Annotated in this window: 15 protein-coding genes and 1 pseudogene; 12 read left to right on the forward strand and 4 right to left on the reverse strand. The window is 67.9% G+C overall.

What is annotated here, in order from left to right; genetic code table 11:
* The first annotated feature begins 106 nt into the window (after positions 1 to 106).
* The 11 genes from ftsW (at position 107) to HNP02_RS39475 (ending at position 10,507) form a co-directional block, all read left to right on the forward strand.
* A complete protein-coding gene (gene ftsW, locus HNP02_RS39425) occupies positions 107 to 1,687 on the forward strand; it encodes a putative lipid II flippase FtsW (protein ID WP_309241864.1) in 1,581 nt (526 codons plus the stop codon).
* Positions 1,684 to 2,805 carry an undecaprenyldiphospho-muramoylpentapeptide beta-N-acetylglucosaminyltransferase gene (gene murG, locus HNP02_RS39430; RefSeq protein WP_184446094.1) on the forward strand — a complete coding sequence of 374 codons (1,122 nt, stop codon included), beginning with the start codon at positions 1,684 to 1,686 and terminating at the stop codon, positions 2,803 to 2,805. Before ftsW ends, murG begins: the two co-directional genes overlap by 4 nt.
* On the forward strand, positions 2,802 to 4,247 hold the full coding sequence (gene murC, locus HNP02_RS39435; protein WP_184446095.1) for a UDP-N-acetylmuramate--L-alanine ligase: 1,446 nt from the start codon (positions 2,802 to 2,804) through the stop codon (positions 4,245 to 4,247). The genes murG and murC overlap by 4 nt, the downstream gene beginning before the upstream one ends.
* Positions 4,248 to 4,275: 28 nt before the next feature.
* Positions 4,276 to 5,211 (forward strand): cell division protein FtsQ/DivIB, encoded by a 936-nt coding sequence (locus HNP02_RS39440; RefSeq protein WP_184446096.1) that lies wholly within the window; start codon positions 4,276 to 4,278, stop codon positions 5,209 to 5,211.
* 177 nt (positions 5,212 to 5,388) lie between these two features.
* Entirely contained in the window at positions 5,389 to 6,531 is a 1,143-nt protein-coding gene (ftsZ, locus tag HNP02_RS39445) for a cell division protein FtsZ (protein ID WP_184446097.1), read from the forward strand.
* 32 nt (positions 6,532 to 6,563) lie between these two features.
* Entirely contained in the window at positions 6,564 to 7,265 is a 702-nt protein-coding gene (gene pgeF / locus HNP02_RS39450; RefSeq protein ID WP_184446098.1) for a peptidoglycan editing factor PgeF, read from the forward strand.
* Positions 7,262 to 8,014 carry a YggS family pyridoxal phosphate enzyme gene (locus tag HNP02_RS39455; protein ID WP_184446099.1) on the forward strand — a complete coding sequence of 251 codons (753 nt, stop codon included), beginning with the start codon at positions 7,262 to 7,264 and terminating at the stop codon, positions 8,012 to 8,014. The genes pgeF and HNP02_RS39455 overlap by 4 nt, the downstream gene beginning before the upstream one ends.
* 64 nt (positions 8,015 to 8,078) lie before the next feature.
* On the forward strand, positions 8,079 to 8,729 hold the full coding sequence (locus HNP02_RS39460) for a cell division protein SepF (RefSeq protein WP_184446100.1): 651 nt from the start codon (positions 8,079 to 8,081) through the stop codon (positions 8,727 to 8,729).
* Positions 8,730 to 8,837: 108 nt separating this feature from the next.
* Positions 8,838 to 9,128: a YggT family protein gene (locus HNP02_RS39465; protein ID WP_184446101.1), complete on the forward strand. Its 291-nt coding sequence runs from the start codon at positions 8,838 to 8,840 to the stop codon at positions 9,126 to 9,128.
* Between the two features lie 180 nt (positions 9,129 to 9,308).
* Entirely contained in the window at positions 9,309 to 10,136 is an 828-nt protein-coding gene (locus HNP02_RS39470; protein ID WP_184446102.1) for a DivIVA domain-containing protein, read from the forward strand.
* A gap of 11 nt (positions 10,137 to 10,147) precedes the next feature.
* Positions 10,148 to 10,507: a hypothetical protein gene (locus HNP02_RS39475; RefSeq protein ID WP_184446103.1), complete on the forward strand. Its 360-nt coding sequence runs from the start codon at positions 10,148 to 10,150 to the stop codon at positions 10,505 to 10,507.
* Between the two features lie 13 nt (positions 10,508 to 10,520).
* On the opposite strand, the gene HNP02_RS39480 is transcribed toward HNP02_RS39475, so the two are convergent.
* On the reverse strand, positions 10,521 to 11,252 hold the full coding sequence (locus HNP02_RS39480) for a phosphoribosyltransferase (RefSeq protein ID WP_184446104.1): 732 nt from the start codon (positions 11,250 to 11,252) through the stop codon (positions 10,521 to 10,523).
* On the opposite strand from HNP02_RS39480, the pseudogene HNP02_RS39485 reads away from it, so the two are divergent.
* Positions 11,245 to 12,532, forward strand: a pseudogene (locus HNP02_RS39485) (TIGR01777 family oxidoreductase). The gene HNP02_RS39480 and the pseudogene HNP02_RS39485 sit on opposite strands and share 8 nt — an antisense overlap.
* On the opposite strand, the gene HNP02_RS39490 reads toward HNP02_RS39485, so the two are convergent.
* From HNP02_RS39490 to HNP02_RS39500, 3 genes are read right to left on the reverse strand one after another with little or no spacing between them, the layout of a single operon-like run.
* A complete protein-coding gene (locus tag HNP02_RS39490; protein WP_184446105.1) occupies positions 12,514 to 13,233 on the reverse strand; it encodes a type 1 glutamine amidotransferase in 720 nt (239 codons plus the stop codon). The pseudogene HNP02_RS39485 and the gene HNP02_RS39490 overlap by 19 nt on opposite strands.
* A gap of 25 nt (positions 13,234 to 13,258) precedes the next feature.
* On the reverse strand, positions 13,259 to 14,488 hold the full coding sequence (locus HNP02_RS39495) for a serine hydrolase domain-containing protein (protein ID WP_184446106.1): 1,230 nt from the start codon (positions 14,486 to 14,488) through the stop codon (positions 13,259 to 13,261).
* A gap of 46 nt (positions 14,489 to 14,534) precedes the next feature.
* Positions 14,535 to 15,065 carry a putative immunity protein gene (locus tag HNP02_RS39500; protein WP_184446107.1) on the reverse strand — a complete coding sequence of 177 codons (531 nt, stop codon included), beginning with the start codon at positions 15,063 to 15,065 and terminating at the stop codon, positions 14,535 to 14,537.
* Between the last annotated feature and the right edge of the window lie 120 nt (positions 15,066 to 15,185).

Raw genomic sequence — 15,185 nt, forward strand, 5'->3', positions numbered from 1 at the left:
ACCCGGCGTTACGGGGGTGACGGGGGAGGATTTTGGGGTGCAAGGGACAAACGGGTCTACTGTTGCTCATGTGACTGCTGAGATCGATGCGGTCAGGTAGCTGACAGTGAGCACAATCCTTGCCCGATTGCGGCTGAGGCGGGGCGGCGCCGACGATGCGTCCGACCAGGCCACGCAGGTCCAGACCGAGACCGTCCCGCGCACTCGATTCGGCGCCTGGCTGGGCCGTCCGATGACGTCCTTCCACCTGATCATTGCGGTGGCCGCGCTGCTCGTCACCCTTGGCCTGACCATGGTGCTGTCGGCCTCAGGGGTGCACTCGTATGACGAGGACGGCTCGCCATGGATCATCTTCGCCAAGCAGGTGTTGTGGACGATCGTCGGCCTCGTCGCGTTCTACGCCGCCCTACGCATGCCGGTGAACCTGATGCGGCGGCTCGCCTTCCCCGGCTTCGTCATGACGATCATCATGCTCGTCCTGGTGCTGATCCCCGGAATTGGCAAGGAGGCCAACGGTTCCCGCGGTTGGTTCGTCGTCGCCGGGTTCTCCATGCAGCCCTCCGAGCTGGCCAAGATCGCGTTCGCCATCTGGGGCGCGCACATCCTGGCTCAACGACGCCTCGAGCACGCGTCGTTGCGCGAGATGCTGTTCCCGCTGGTGCCCGCAGCGGTGATTGCGCTCTTCCTCATCGTGCTGCAGCCCGACCTCGGTCAGACGGTGTCGCTGAGCATCATCCTGCTCGGTCTGCTCTGGTACGCGGGTCTCCCGCTGCGCGTATTCCTCAGCTCACTGGCGGCGGCCATGATGGCGGCGGCCGTGCTGGCGATGTCGGAGGGCTATCGGTCCGACCGCGTCCAGTCCTGGCTCAACCCTGGCGCCGACTCTCAAGGCTCGGGGTATCAGGCCAGGCAGGCCCGTTACGCGCTGGCCAATGGCGGCGTGTTCGGCGACGGCCTCGGCCAGGGCACCGCGAAGTGGAACTATCTGCCCAACGCGCACAACGACTTCATCTTCGCGATCATCGGCGAGGAGCTGGGGTTCGTCGGGGCCGTCGGGCTGCTGCTGCTGTTCGGCCTCTTCGCCTACACCGGCATGCGGATCGCGAAGCGCTCGGCGGATCCCTTCCTGCGCCTCCTGACCGCCACCACGACACTGTGGGTACTCGGCCAGGTCTTCATCAACGTCGGCTACGTGGTGGGGCTGCTTCCCGTCACCGGCCTGCAGTTGCCACTGATATCCGCGGGCGGAACATCAACGGCCACAACGCTTCTGATGATGGGCGTGATGACAAACGCGGCGCGGCACGAACCCGACGCGGTGGCCGCGCTGCGCGCAGGGCGTGACGACCGGTTCAACCGCCTTTTGCGGCTGCCCATGCCAGAGCACTATTCGCCCACCCGGCTCGAGGTGGCCCGCGACCGGCTGCGCACCCGGCCCAAGGCGGAGGCGGCACCCAAACCCAAGCCGAAGCCGGTATCGAAGCCCAAGGCTCAACCTAAATCCAAGGCCAAGGCGAACCCCAAGAAGACCCCGAAGCCGAAGCCAGGACGCACGCCGGTCAGCGACGAGCGGAGGCGAACCAGCCAGGCGGCCGACCGGTCGGTGCGGCACGCAGGGCATCATGGAGGCCGTCAACGCGAAGAGGGCCGTCGGGCTCGCTCACTGGAAGGCCAACGTCACGGGTGAACGCACTGTCCGTCGTCCTCGCAGGTGGGGGTACCGCGGGGCACGTCGAGCCGGCGATGGCCGTTGCCGATGCCCTGGTGGCGCTTGATCCGGACATTCGGATCACGGTGCTCGGCACGGAACGTGGATTGGAGACCCGGTTGGTGCCCGAGCGTGGCTACCACCTCGAACTCATCACCCCGGTACCCCTGCCGCGCAAGCCGTCGGGTGACCTGATGCGGCTCCCACTGCGGGTGCGCAGGGCCATTCGGCAGACGCGTGCGGTTTTCGACGACGTCGAGGCCGACGTGGTCATCGGCTTCGGCGGGTACGTCGCACTGCCCGCCTATCTCGCCGCCCGCGCCGGCGTGCGCCGCAGGTCGGTGCCGGTGGTGGTGCACGAGGCCAACGCGAGCGCGGGGTGGGCCAACCGGGTGGGCGCCCGTTCGGCACGACGCGTGCTGTCCGCGGTCCCGGATCCTGGCCTGCGCCACGTCGAGGTGGTCGGCGTCCCCGTGCGGGCGACGATCACGTCGCTCGACCGGCAGGCGCTGCGCGCCGAGGCCCGCGCCCACTTCGGCTTCTCCGACGACGCCACGGTGCTGCTGGTGTTCGGCGGGTCCCAGGGCGCGCAATCGATCAACCGGGCCGTCGCAGGAGCCGCGGAAGATCTTGCCGCGGTGGGTGTTTCAGTGCTGCATGCGCACGGGCCGAAGAACGTTCTCGACCTTCGTTCGCCCGCTGCCGACGATCCGCCGTACGTCGCGGTGCCCTACCTGAGCCGGATGGACCTCGCCTACGCCGCCGCCGACCTGGCGATCTGCCGGTCCGGCGCTCTCACGGTCGCCGAGGTCAGCGCCGTCGGCCTGCCCGCGGTGTACGTGCCGCTGCCGATCGGCAACGGTGAACAGCGGCTCAACGCGCTTCCCGTGGTCAACGCGGGCGGCGGCCTGCTCGTCGACGATGCCGACCTGACCCCGGCGTTCGTCGCCGACACCGTGGGTGGGCTGCTCGCCGACCCGTCGCGGCTTGCGGCGATGACGACATCGGCAGCGCTGGCCGGTCACCGCGACGCCGCGCAACGCGTCGCGGAGGTGGCGGTCGCCGTCGCCGCCGAGTTCCCGAGGCGGTCGCGATGAGCGTTCCCGCACTGCCCGCCGAGTTGGAGCGGGTGCACATGGTCGGCATCGGGGGAGCCGGAATGTCGGGCATCGCCCGCATCCTGCTTGACCGCGGCGGGCAGGTATCGGGCTCCGATGCCAAGGAGTCCCGCGGGCTGGCCGCGCTGCGTGCCCGCGGCGCGCAGATCCGCATCGGCCACGACGCGTCGTCCCTCGACATGCTGCCCGGCGGCCCGACTGCCGTGGTCAGCACGCACGCCGCGATCCCCAAGACCAACCCCGAACTCGTCGAGGCAGGGCGCCGCGGCATACCGGTGATCATGCGTCCCGCGGTGCTGGCAGCGCTGATGGACGGCTACACCACGGTGATGGTGACCGGCACGCACGGCAAGACGACGACCACGTCGATGGTCATCGTCGCCCTGCAGAACGGCGGTTTCGACCCATCGTTCGCGGTCGGGGGCGACCTCGGCGAGGCAGGCACCAACGCCCACCACGGAAGTGGCACGGTCTTCGTCGCCGAGGCCGACGAGAGCGACGGCTCGCTGCTCGAGTACACCCCCGACGTCGCGGTGGTGACCAACATCGATCCCGACCACCTGGACTTCTTCGGCAGCGCGGAGGCCTACACCGCGGTCTTCGACAAGTTCGTCGAGCGGCTTCGTCCCGGCGGCGCGCTGGTGGTCTGCGTCGACGATCCCGGCGCCGCCGCGCTGGCCGAGCGGGTCGGCGAAAGCAGTGTGCGGGTGCTGCGCTACGGGAGTGGCGATGACCCGAATCTCGCTGGAGCCCTGGTGAATTGGGAACAGCAGGGCACGGGCGGTGTGGCGACCGTTCAGTTGGCTGGCGAGTCGCATCCCCGCGGAATGCGGCTTGCGGTGCCGGGCAGGCACATGGCGCTCAACGCGTTGGCCGCGCTGCTCGCGGCCACCGAGGTCGGCGGGAGCGCGGCATCGGTGCTCGACGGCCTCGCCGGATTCGAGGGCGTGCGGCGGCGTTTCGAGTCGGTCGGCACGTCCGCCGGCGTCCGGGTCTTCGATGACTACGCACACCATCCCACCGAGGTCCGCGCGACTCTCGAGGCCCTGCGCGGTGTCGCGGGGGAGTCGCGCTCGATCGTGGTGTTCCAGCCCCACCTCTACTCGAGGACCAAGACCTTCGCCCACGAGTTCGCGTCCGCGCTGTCCGGTGCCGACGAGGTCTTCGTGCTCGACGTGTACGCCGCCCGCGAATCTCCTCTGGCCGGAATCAGCGGCGCCAGCATCGCCGATCACGTGACGGCCCGGGTGCGCTACCTGCCCGACTTCTCCACTGTGGCAGCGACCGTCGCCGCCGCGGCCCGGCCAGGCGACGTCATCGTCACCATGGGCGCTGGTGACGTCACGCTCCTCGGACAGGAGATCCTGTCGGCCCTGCAGGTGGAGGCGGATCGCCGCGCGCCAGGGCCGCAGCAGCGATGAGCGCTTGCGCGAAGAGCCGAGGGCGGCGATGAGCGGCCCCACCGACACCGGCGAGGAGACTGGGGATCCGGTTCCCGGCGAACCCGACGAAACCCCTGACGACACCCCCGACGACACCGAAACCGATGACACCGCCGCGGCCGCCGATTTCGAGGGCCCGCGGCGCCGCGCGCGGCGCGAGCGCGAGGAACGTCGCACGGCCCAGGCCAGGGCGACGGCAATCGAGCAAGCGCGCCGCGAGGCCAAGAAGCGGGCCGCAGGGAAACCGGTCGATCAGTCGAAAACCCCTGCGCGAGGGCTGATCCGGGGCCTGAAGTTGCTGATGTGGTCTGCGTTGGTCAGCGTGGTGGTGGTCGGGTTGGGCCTGGTGTTGTACTTCACGCCCGTCATGGCCGCCCGCGAGACCGTGATCAGCGGCCTGAACACGGTGAGCAAGGAGGAGGTCGAGCAGGCCGCGGCGATCGTGCCGGGGACGCCGCTGCTGCAGATCGACACCGACGCCGTCGCCGAACGTGTCGCGACCATCCGGCGCGTGGCCAGCGCGAGGGTGCAACGCGAATATCCCTCGACGCTGCGCATCACCGTCGCCGAGCGCGTGCCCGTCGTCGTCAAGGACTATCCCGACGGCTCGCACCTCTTCGATCGGGACGGGGTGGACTTCGCCTCTGCGCCGCCACCGCCTGGCTTGCCGTATCTGGATGCCGACAACCCCGGCCCGAGCGACGACCCGACGAAGGCGGCCCTGCAGGTGCTGCTCGCGCTGCGGCCCGAGGTGTCGGGTCAGGTGAGTCGGATCGCGGCGCCGTCGGTGGCGTCGATCACCCTGACGCTCGTCGACGGCAGGGAGGTGATCTGGGGGACCACCGACCGAACCGAGGAGAAGGCCCTCAAACTGGGGGCGCTGCTGACCCAGCCCGGTCGCACCTATGACGTGTCCAGCCCGGATTTGCCGACGGTCAAGTAACGCAAGTCGCAGGAAAATGCGTGGAAACTGTCGGCGCGCCTGCACGGATACCCCGCACGGTCGCCCTACCGTTCTGTTTGCACGGAACTACTTGACATAACTCTAAGCCTATGGTTGAGGTTTAGGGTTTGCGGTCAGGAGTTCCGGCACCACGATTAATCAGGGAGGAACTCGGCCATGACGCCCCCGCACAACTATCTCGCCGTCATCAAGGTGGTCGGCATCGGTGGCGGCGGCGTGAATGCCGTCAACCGGATGATCGAACAGGGTCTGAAGGGCGTGGAGTTCATCGCCATCAACACCGACGCCCAAGCGCTGTTGATGAGCGACGCCGACGTCAAGCTCGACGTCGGCCGTGATTCCACCCGCGGCCTCGGAGCAGGCGCCGACCCAGAGGTCGGGCGCAAGGCAGCCGAGGACGCCAAGGACGACATCGAGGAGCTGCTCCGCGGCGCCGACATGGTCTTCGTCACCGCTGGCGAAGGCGGTGGCACCGGCACCGGTGGTGCGCCCGTCGTCGCGACGATCGCGCGCAAGCTCGGTGCACTCACTGTCGGCGTGGTGACGCGGCCGTTCTCGTTCGAGGGCAAGCGCAGGAGCGATCAGGCCGAGACCGGTATCGGCGCGCTTCGGGAGAGCTGCGACACCCTCATCGTCATCCCCAACGATCGCCTGCTGCAGATGGGCGACGCCGCCGTCTCGCTGATGGACGCGTTCCGCAGCGCCGACGAGGTGCTGCTCAACGGCGTGCAGGGCATCACCGACCTGATCACCACGCCGGGTCTGATCAACGTGGACTTCGCCGACGTCAAGGGCATCATGTCGGGCGCGGGCACCGCCCTGATGGGCATCGGTGCCGCGCGTGGCGACGGCCGTGCGCTCAAGGCCGCCGAGATCGCGATCAATTCACCACTGCTCGAAGCCTCGATGGAGGGCGCCCAGGGCGTGCTGATGTCGGTGGCGGGCGGCAGCGACCTCGGATTGTTCGAGATCAATGAAGCGGCATCGCTGGTGCAGGACGCCGCGCACCCCGAAGCCAACATCATCTTCGGCACCGTCATCGACGACTCGCTCGGCGACGAGGTGCGCGTCACCGTGATCGCCGCAGGATTCGACGCTCAGGGGCCGAGCCGCAAGCCGGTCGTCGGCGCCGGGCTCGGCATCGCGCCGGGCAAGGCCGGCAAGGTCACCACGCCGGTCTTCGAACCGGTCGACCCGGCGAGTGTGCCGATCCACACCAATGGGGCGACGGTGAGCATCGGTGGCGGCGGCGGAGATGACGACGACGACGTCGACGTGCCGCCCTTCATGCGCCACTGAGTTCGTTCGGCTCCGCCGCGATACTGGCAACCGTGAGCTTCAAAATCCGCCGCGTGACCACCACCCGTGCGGGCGGTGCGTCGTCGGCGCCGTTCGACACCTTCAACATGGGAGACCACGTCGGCGACGACCCCGACGCGGTCGCGGCGAACCGCCGACGTCTTGCCGACAAGATCGGGCTTGCAGACCGCATCGTGTGGATGCACCAGGTGCACGGTGACCGTGTGGTGGCGGTGGACGGTCCAGGTCCCACCGTCGACAATGCCGACGGATTGGTGACGACCGAACCTCGATTGGCATTGGCGGTGGTAACCGCCGATTGCGTCCCGGTGTTAATGGCTGACGCACGGGCCGGTGTGGTGGCCGCCGTGCACGCCGGCCGCGTCGGCGCGCAGAACGGTGTCGTGGTCCGCGGGGTCGAGGCGATGCTGCGGGCAGGTGCGCACGCGGCGGACATCTCCGTGCTGCTCGGTCCGTCCGCCAGCGGGCGCAACTACGAGGTGCCCGCGGTCATGGCTGCCGACGTGGAGGCTGCGTTGCCCGGCAGTCGTACCAAGACCTCCGCTGGCACGGACGGACTCGATCTGCGGGCCGGAATCGCAAGGCAATTAACGGAATTGGGTGTCGTGTCGATCGCAGTAGACCCGCGCTGCACCATCGAGGACGGCGCGCTGTTCAGTCATCGGCGAGGAGCGCCGACCGGGCGGCTGGCGTCGTTGGTGTGGATGGAATGAGCAGCCCGAGGCAAGCCGAGCTCGCGGAGTCGCTGGCCGCGGTGCAGGCGCGCCTCGATCGTGCCGCGGCTGCCGCGGGCCGTGACGCAGGAGAAATCGAATTACTTACCGTCACGAAATTCTTTCCGGCCTCCGATGTATTTCTCCTGACCAAACTCGGGTGCACCGCATTCGGTGAATCCCGCGAACCGGAGGCGTCCAATAAGGTCGCCGAAGTCGCGGCTCTTTTGTCTGGTGAATTGCCTGCGCCCTCAATTCGCTGGCACATGGTGGGCAGAATCCAGCGCAAGAAGGCGCGCACGGTCGCGGGGTGGGCGTACGCCGCGCACTCGGTGGACAGCGACGCGCTGCTCGGTGCGCTCGGCCGGGCGGCGGTCACGGCACTGGAGGACGGACGGCGCACCGTGCCCCTGCGGGTCTACCTCCAATTGAGCCTCGACGGCGACCCGGCCCGCGGTGGCGTCGACATCGGTCGCCCGGATCTCGTGGACGAGCTGTGCGCCCTCGCCGACTCGACCGACGGGCTGGACTTCGTCGGCCTCATGGCCGTCCCTCCCCTCGGCGTCGACGCGGACGAGGCGTTCGCGCGTTTGGAAGCCGAGCTGCACCGGGTACAAGGCCTCTACCAGCAGCGGCTCGGTCTTTCGGCAGGTATGTCCGCGGACCTCGAGACGGCGGTGAAACATGGCTCGACCTGTGTGCGTGTCGGTACCGCGGTTCTGGGGAACCGTCCTCTAACGTCACCCTGAGTAGTCACTCCAGTCACATCTTCATCACAGACAACACAGAACTCAGTCATCAGAAGGGTCTCCGATGAGCACACTGCATAAGGTCAAGGCCTACTTCGGTATGGCGCCGATGGACGACTACGACGACGAGTACTACGACGATGAGGATCGTTCTGCGCGGTCCTACTCGCGCCGCCCCCGTGAGGAGCGCTTCGAGGACGAGGGCTACGGGCGCCTGGAGAGCAGGGGCTACGAGGAGCGCATCGGCGGCCGCGAGTTCGAGCGTGAATTCGCCGAGGTGCCTGCCGGGTACCGCGGCGGCTACGCCGACGACGCACCCTTCCGCGGAAGGCGCGAAGCCGAGCGCCCGCGGTTCAACACTCTGCGCGGTGCCACCCGCGGCGCGGTGGCCATGGAGCCCCGCCGGATGGCGGCGCTGTTCGACGAGGGCAGCCCGCTCTCGAAGATCACCACGCTGCGGCCGAAGGATTACAGCGAAGCCCGCACCATCGGCGAACGCTTCCGCGACGGCACCCCGGTGATCATGGACCTGGTGTCGATGGACAACGCCGATGCCAAGCGACTGGTCGACTTCGCCGCCGGCCTGGCGTTCGCACTGCGCGGTTCCTTCGACAAGGTCGCGACGAAGGTCTTCCTGCTCTCGCCCGCGGACGTCGACGTCAGCGCCGACGAGCGCAGGCGGATCGCAGAGGCCGGGTTCTACGCCTACCAGTAGGTCGGGCGGTCTCATCGGGGACGGGTAGGCTGGCGGCAAATCGCTTGTCGTACCGCCTGTATGCCTGCCTGTATTCAATGTCACACCGCTTGGAGTGAGGTCGCCCAGTTGGCCCTGTTCTTCGAGATTCTGGGCTTCGCGCTGTTCGTCTTCTGGCTGCTGCTGATCGCCCGAGTCGTTGTCGAGTTCATTCGTTCGTTCAGTCGCGACTGGCGCCCCAAGGGCTTCACGGTCGTGATCCTCGAGGTCATCTTGACGTTGACGGATCCGCCGGTGAAGCTGCTGCGCCGGATCATCCCGCAGCTCACGATAGGTGCGGTGCGCTTCGACCTGTCGATCATGGTGTTGCTACTCGCGGCCTTCGTCGGCATGCAACTTGCGTTCGGCGCGGCAGCCTGACGTTGCCGGAGTGGGTTTGCCGGAGTCGATATTCAGTGCAGTCAAGATTGAAATTCGCTCTTAATTCTCGACCTCTCATGCAACCGCCGGGTCTGCTGTGACAGGATGGACGCCAGTTACTACCACTATGGCTCTACACTTTGAGACCGGTTGACGGTCCAGACTCCAAGGGGGCAGACAATGCCGCTCACACCAGCCGACGTTCACAATGTCGCGTTCAGCAAGCCACCAATCGGCAAGCGCGGTTACAACGAGGACGAAGTCGATGCATTCCTCGACCTGGTTGAGAACGAGCTGACTCGGCTCATCGAGGAGAACGCCGACTTGCGTCAGCGCGTCGCCGAGCTGGACCAGGAACTCGGGACCGCCCGATCCAGCGGCGGCAGTGTTCCGCAGCCCACTCAGGCCATCCCGCTGTACCAGCCGGAACCGGAACCCGAGCCAGCGCCGGCGCCACCGCCGCAGCCGGCGTACGAGGCGCCCCCCGCGGCTCCCGCGTACGTCAGCGACGATTCGCACGTCAGGGCGGCGAAGGTGCTCGGGCTCGCGCAGGACACGGCGGACCGTCTGACCGGCACCGCCAAGGCCGAGGCCGACAAGACACTCGCCGACGCCCGTGCACAGGCCGAAGCCATGGTGAGCGAGGCCCGGCACACCGCCGAGACCACCGTCGCCGAGGCCAAGGCCCGCGCTGACGCCATGCTGGCCGACGCGCAGACCCGGTCGGAGACCCAGCTGCGGCAGGCCCAGGAGAAGGCCGACGCACTGCAGGCCGACGCCGAGCGCAAGCACTCCGAGATCATGGGCACCATCAACCAACAGCGCACCGTGCTGGAGAGTCGCCTCGAACAGCTCAGGACGTTCGAGCGCGAGTACCGAACCCGCCTCAAGACCTACCTGGAGTCGCAGCTCGAGGAGCTTGGCCAGCGCGGCTCCGCGGCACCGGTTGATTCGACCGCCAACAACGACGGCGGCGGATTCAACCAGTTCAACCGAGGAAACAACTGATCGGCTTATAGATGCTGATCATTGCGCTAGTTCTCGCGGTCATCGGGCTGGCCGCCCTCGTCACTGCCGTCGTGACCAGCAACGAGCTGATCGCATGGGTGTGCATCGGTGCCAGCGTCATCGGAGTGCTGCTGCTCATCGTCGACGCGCTGCGGGAACGTTCCAGGGGTGCCGAGGACGAGGAAGCGGACGAGACCACCGCCTTCGTTGCGCAGACGGTGCCCGCTGAGGATTACCCGGACGAGCCGACGTCGCAGATCGCGGAGGTCGCCGAGGAGTCGGAGACGTCTGCGGACGTCGAGTCGGACGACTCCACCACGGCTGTCCACGCCGAGCAGGCCGACGAGACCACTCGCAGCAAGACTGACTAGCGCGCAACGGATTTCATGCGCCACTGGGCACAGTAGGCGTGGCCAACACCGCTCGTACCTCGTCGTCGCTGACCTGATGAAAGTCATTGAACACCTGTCCGACCGCCTCGAACCGGTCGGGTATCACCGCGAGCAGCACTTCGTCGGCTTCGTCGCGTAGCCGTCGGTAGACCGACCTCGGGCCCACCGGCACCGCCACGACCACCCGAGCTGGGCCGGTGGCGCGGACCACCTGGAGCGCGGCGAACATGCTCGCCCCCGTCGCGATGCCGTCGTCGACCAGAATCACCTCCTTGCCACCGAGTTCGACGACGTGGTCGTCGCCTCGATAGGCCGCCTCGCGCCGATGCAGTTCGTCGGTCTCCCTGCGGATCGCAGCGTCGAGCTGTTCGGAGGTGATGCCAAGACTGTGGATCAGGTGATCGTTGACGACCAGGCCGCCACCACTGGCAATCGCGCCCATCGCCAGCTCGGGCCAGTTGGGGACGCCGAGCTTGCGGACCAGGAACACCTCGAGCGGCGCCTGCAGGGCGGCAGCGACCTCCCACCCGACCGGAACGCCGCCGCGCGCCAGACCGAGCACGACGACGTCGGTTCTCCCGCGCCTGCCCGCCAGAAGACCTGCCAGGACGCGGCCGGCCTCGCGGCGGTCCCGGAACGTCCGTTTCGAGGATGTGCTCGGGATGCCCGCAAGCCTAAGCCGATGGGTACTCGAGCCAGTGTGCCATCGTGAAATCGTGGGCATCGAATTCGAGAGCGTGGTCGACCATCCGTTGGACGACGTCTTTGCATGGCACACCCGGCCGGGCGCGATGACGCGGCTGATTCCGCCGTGGCAGCCGATGACGGTGGTGGCCGAGACGAAGTCACTGGCCGACGGGCAGGCGATCTTGGGACTCCCCGGCGGGCTGCTGCTGGGTGGCGCAGCACGATCCGACCGGCTACGACCCGCCGCGCCGCTTCGTCGAGGTGCTGTCCTCGGACGGGCCGCGTTCCCTACCGCCCCGGCTGGTGGCCAGGTGGCGGCACACCCACGACTTCGAAGACGTCTCCGATGCCAGCTCGGCACGTACCCGGGTACACGACAGGGTCGAGGCGCCCGTGCCCGGCGCGGCCCTGCGCGCGACGTTCGTCTACCGGCACCGCCAACTGGCCGACGACCTCGCCGCCCACCGCGATGCCGCCGGGGCGGGCGCCGCTTCGCTGGTGGTGGCGGTGACGGGTCCGCCGCACGCCGCGCAACGACGGTGAGCGGCAGTGGGATCCGCAGCATCCCGCGCCGGGGCTGCTGGACGCGTGGACGCCGTCGTGCACCTAGCCGGTGAGTCCATCGCGGGCCGGTTCACCGATGCCCACCAGACCGCCATCCGCGCCAGCCGCATCGAACCGACCCGGCGCCTGGCCGAACTGGCTGGGCGCACCACGGGTCTGCGGGCCTTCGTCAGCGCGTCGGCGATCGGCTACTACGGCTTCGACCGTGGAGACGCGCTGCTGAGCGAGGAGAGCATGCGTGGCGACGGATTCCTGGCCGACGTCGTCGCCGACTGGGAGGCCGCGACCGCGCCCGCCGCCGATGCCGGACTCCGTGTTGCATTGGTGCGCACCGGGATCGTGCAGGCTGCCAACGGTGGCACGTTGCGGCTGATGCGCCCGCTGTTCTTGGCTGGCTTGGGCGGCCGTCTCGGCAACGGCAGCCAGTGGCTGTCGTGGATCGGTCTCGACGACCTCATCGACGTGTACTACCGCGCCATCTACGACGAGCGGCTCACCGGGCCGGTCAATGCGGTGGCGCCGACCCCGGTGCGCAACGTCGACTACACGACGGCGCTAGCCCACGTGTTGCACCGCCCCGCGGTGCTACCGGTCCCGTCGCTGGGACCGCGACTTCTGTTGGGGGAGCGTGGTGCCCGCGAATTGGCGGAGGCCGATCAGCGAGTGGTGCCGGTCAAGCTGCAGGCGCTTGGCCACCGGTTTCGGCAGCCGGTCGTCGAGGACGCGCTCGCCCATCAGCTCGGGCATGGCTGACGGACCACCCGGTCGGTGAAGCCACGCACCAGGGCGCGGAGTCGACGAGCGGCGTCGTCGTGCAATTGAACTGTCGCGGAACGTAATTCGTCGGGCTGGATGCCCAGTGCGATCGCCTCGGCCCCGTCGTTGTCCAGCCACGCCTCCAGTAGCGGGCCGTCGAGCTCGGGATGGAACTGAAGCCCCAAGCTATGGCCGATCACGAAAGCCTGTGCCGCACGGCCGTTGCGGGCGAGTTCGACCGCCCCCGGCGGCACGTCGAAGCGATCGTAGTGCCACTGGAACCACGGACCGCCGGGAACCAGGTCGGGCTCATCGGTGCTGACCTGGTGCCAGCCGATCTCTGGGTCGGCCGATCGCCGTACGGCCCCGCCGAACGCCTGGGCGACCAACTGCCCGCCGAAACACACGCCGAGCACACCGACCCCTGCGGCGTCCGCGGCGCGCACCAGCGCCATCTCGTCGGACACCCACGTCTCCTGCAGTCGTTCGTCGTAGACCGCCCAGCGGGCGCCGAGGGGCACGACGACGTCGTAGTTCAGTGGATCGGGGAACTGCACGGCGCACGCCGGGTCGAGGACTCGATCCTCGGCAACGACGGCGAACGTGTCGGTGTCGTATCCGAGTTCGGAGAACACGTCGCCGAGCATGGCCGGTGGTGCGACGGGGTCGTTGACGATGAAGAGCACGGTGGGAGCCACGGTGACCCATTCTCCCGCATGGCGATCACTTGGGCGGCATGGGTGGGGCGTCGTCGGGGGCGAGCTCGGTGCTGATCCTCCGGAACAGCGTGTCGGCCGCGTTGACGTAGTTGCCCTGGTCGTCGAATGCCTCGGGTTCATAGGTGACGGCGACGGCGATCGCGATCTTCTTCGACGGCAGGTATGCCTCGACCCCGGCCTCACCCGCGAACAGCGGGTTCTGCAGCAGCCAGTCGCCCGAGATGACGATCCCCATCCCGTAGGTGAAGACGTCGTTCAACTCCCCGCACGTGGTGCAGCCGGGCAACGCATGGGTCTTGCCCCGGAGGTCGGTGGACACCATCGTGTCGTAGGACTCCTTCGACAGCAGCTTGCCCGACCCGATGCCTGCCGCTGTGGCCTCCATGTCGTAGATGTTGGTCGTCTGGATGGCGCCGTGCGTGATGGTCCACGACGGATTCCAGTACGTCGACTCTTCGTAAAACGGTGTGCCACTGGGTATCTTGAGTGCCGCACGGCGTTCGCTGGTGAACGCGTGCAGCACGGGTGCCGGAATCTCCGGCGTGAAAGAGTTGGCGGTGTTGGTCAGCCCGAGTGGCCGGAGAACCTCGTCCTCCAACATCTTCGGCATGTCCTTCCCTGTCGCCTTCTCGAGTGCCTTGCCGAGCAGGACGTAGTTGGTGTGCGCGTAGTTCCAGTTGGTTCCTGGCTCGTAGAGCAATGGACGCGACGTCGCGTAGCCGAGAAGCTGGTCGGGCTCCCATTGACGGAAGGGATTCTCGTAGAGCGCCTTCTCGAACTCGGTGTTGCCGATGACGTAATCGACGTAGCCGGAGGTCATTTGGGCCAGCTGGCGTAGCGTGACGCGGTCGGAGTTGGGCACGTCGGGCAGCCACTTCGACAGCTTGTCGTCGAGGCTGACCTTGTGCTGGTCGACGAGTTTGAGCAGAAGCGTGGAGACATAGGAGATCGCGACGGCGCCGTTACGGTAGTGCATGGCCGTGGTGGCTGGCACGCCGGTCATCGACTCGCCGACTGCCAAGGTGGCGACCTCGCTGCCGTTCTCGGTGACCCGCACGATGGCCGCCTTGAGGTGCGACTGCTTCACGACGTCGTTGACGATGCGCATCACCGCGTCGGCCTTGGCGGTGTCCGTGGGGGTGGCCGGTGACTCGGACTGCCGTGCGGCGGACGCGCAACTGGTCAGCAGGACGAGCGCGCACAGCAGGGTCGTGGCGCGGAAGATGAGGGGCATACCCGGGATCTTGGCAGAGGGTGGTCTCGCGGCGCGGCAACTCGGCTCAGAGGCGTGCTCGCAGGGCAGTGTCCAAGGTCGCCATCAGTTGGGCGATACGGCTCGCGCCTGTAGGTGCGGGTGGATAGCGAAGGAGAATGTCGGTCAGCGCCGGTGTGGCGCGCTGTCGCGCCCTTTGAATCATCTCGACCGCGGCCTCGGGGTCTGAGCTGGCGTTGATCTCCGATACGCGTGCGGCATTCGCGGCGGCACGCAGGATGTGGCCGACTTGGTGAGCGTCGGCGATCGGATGTAGATAGGCGGCCGATGCGGCGTCGCCCGCTGCTTGCGCGGCAAGGCGAGATGCCTCGGTCGACGCTTCCTGCGCGGCCCGGTGCGCATCCATCGATGCGACTCGCTGGAGCTTGGTTCGTGGCGCGCCGTCTACGAAGAGCCACGCCGCGGCCACGGCGGCGCGCGGCCACGGATCGCCGGGATGGGCGTCCTCGAAGACCGGGAGTAGCTCGTCAGCCGTCTCCGCCACGAAGCGAGCGACGATGCGCAGTTCGTCGGTGGACAGATCGAAGTCGCCGGGCACTCTCACATCCTCCGATATGTCCGCAGTGTGATGTCTCGGGACATCGGTGACAGTTCTGCATCAGGAGATCGGTGACGGTGGGTGTGTCAGGACTTCGGTGACGGTTTCCTCGGTTTTGGG

Source organism: Mycobacterium sp. AZCC_0083 (genome assembly GCF_014202335.1).
Classification (GTDB): Bacteria; Actinomycetota; Actinomycetes; order Mycobacteriales; family Mycobacteriaceae; genus Mycobacterium.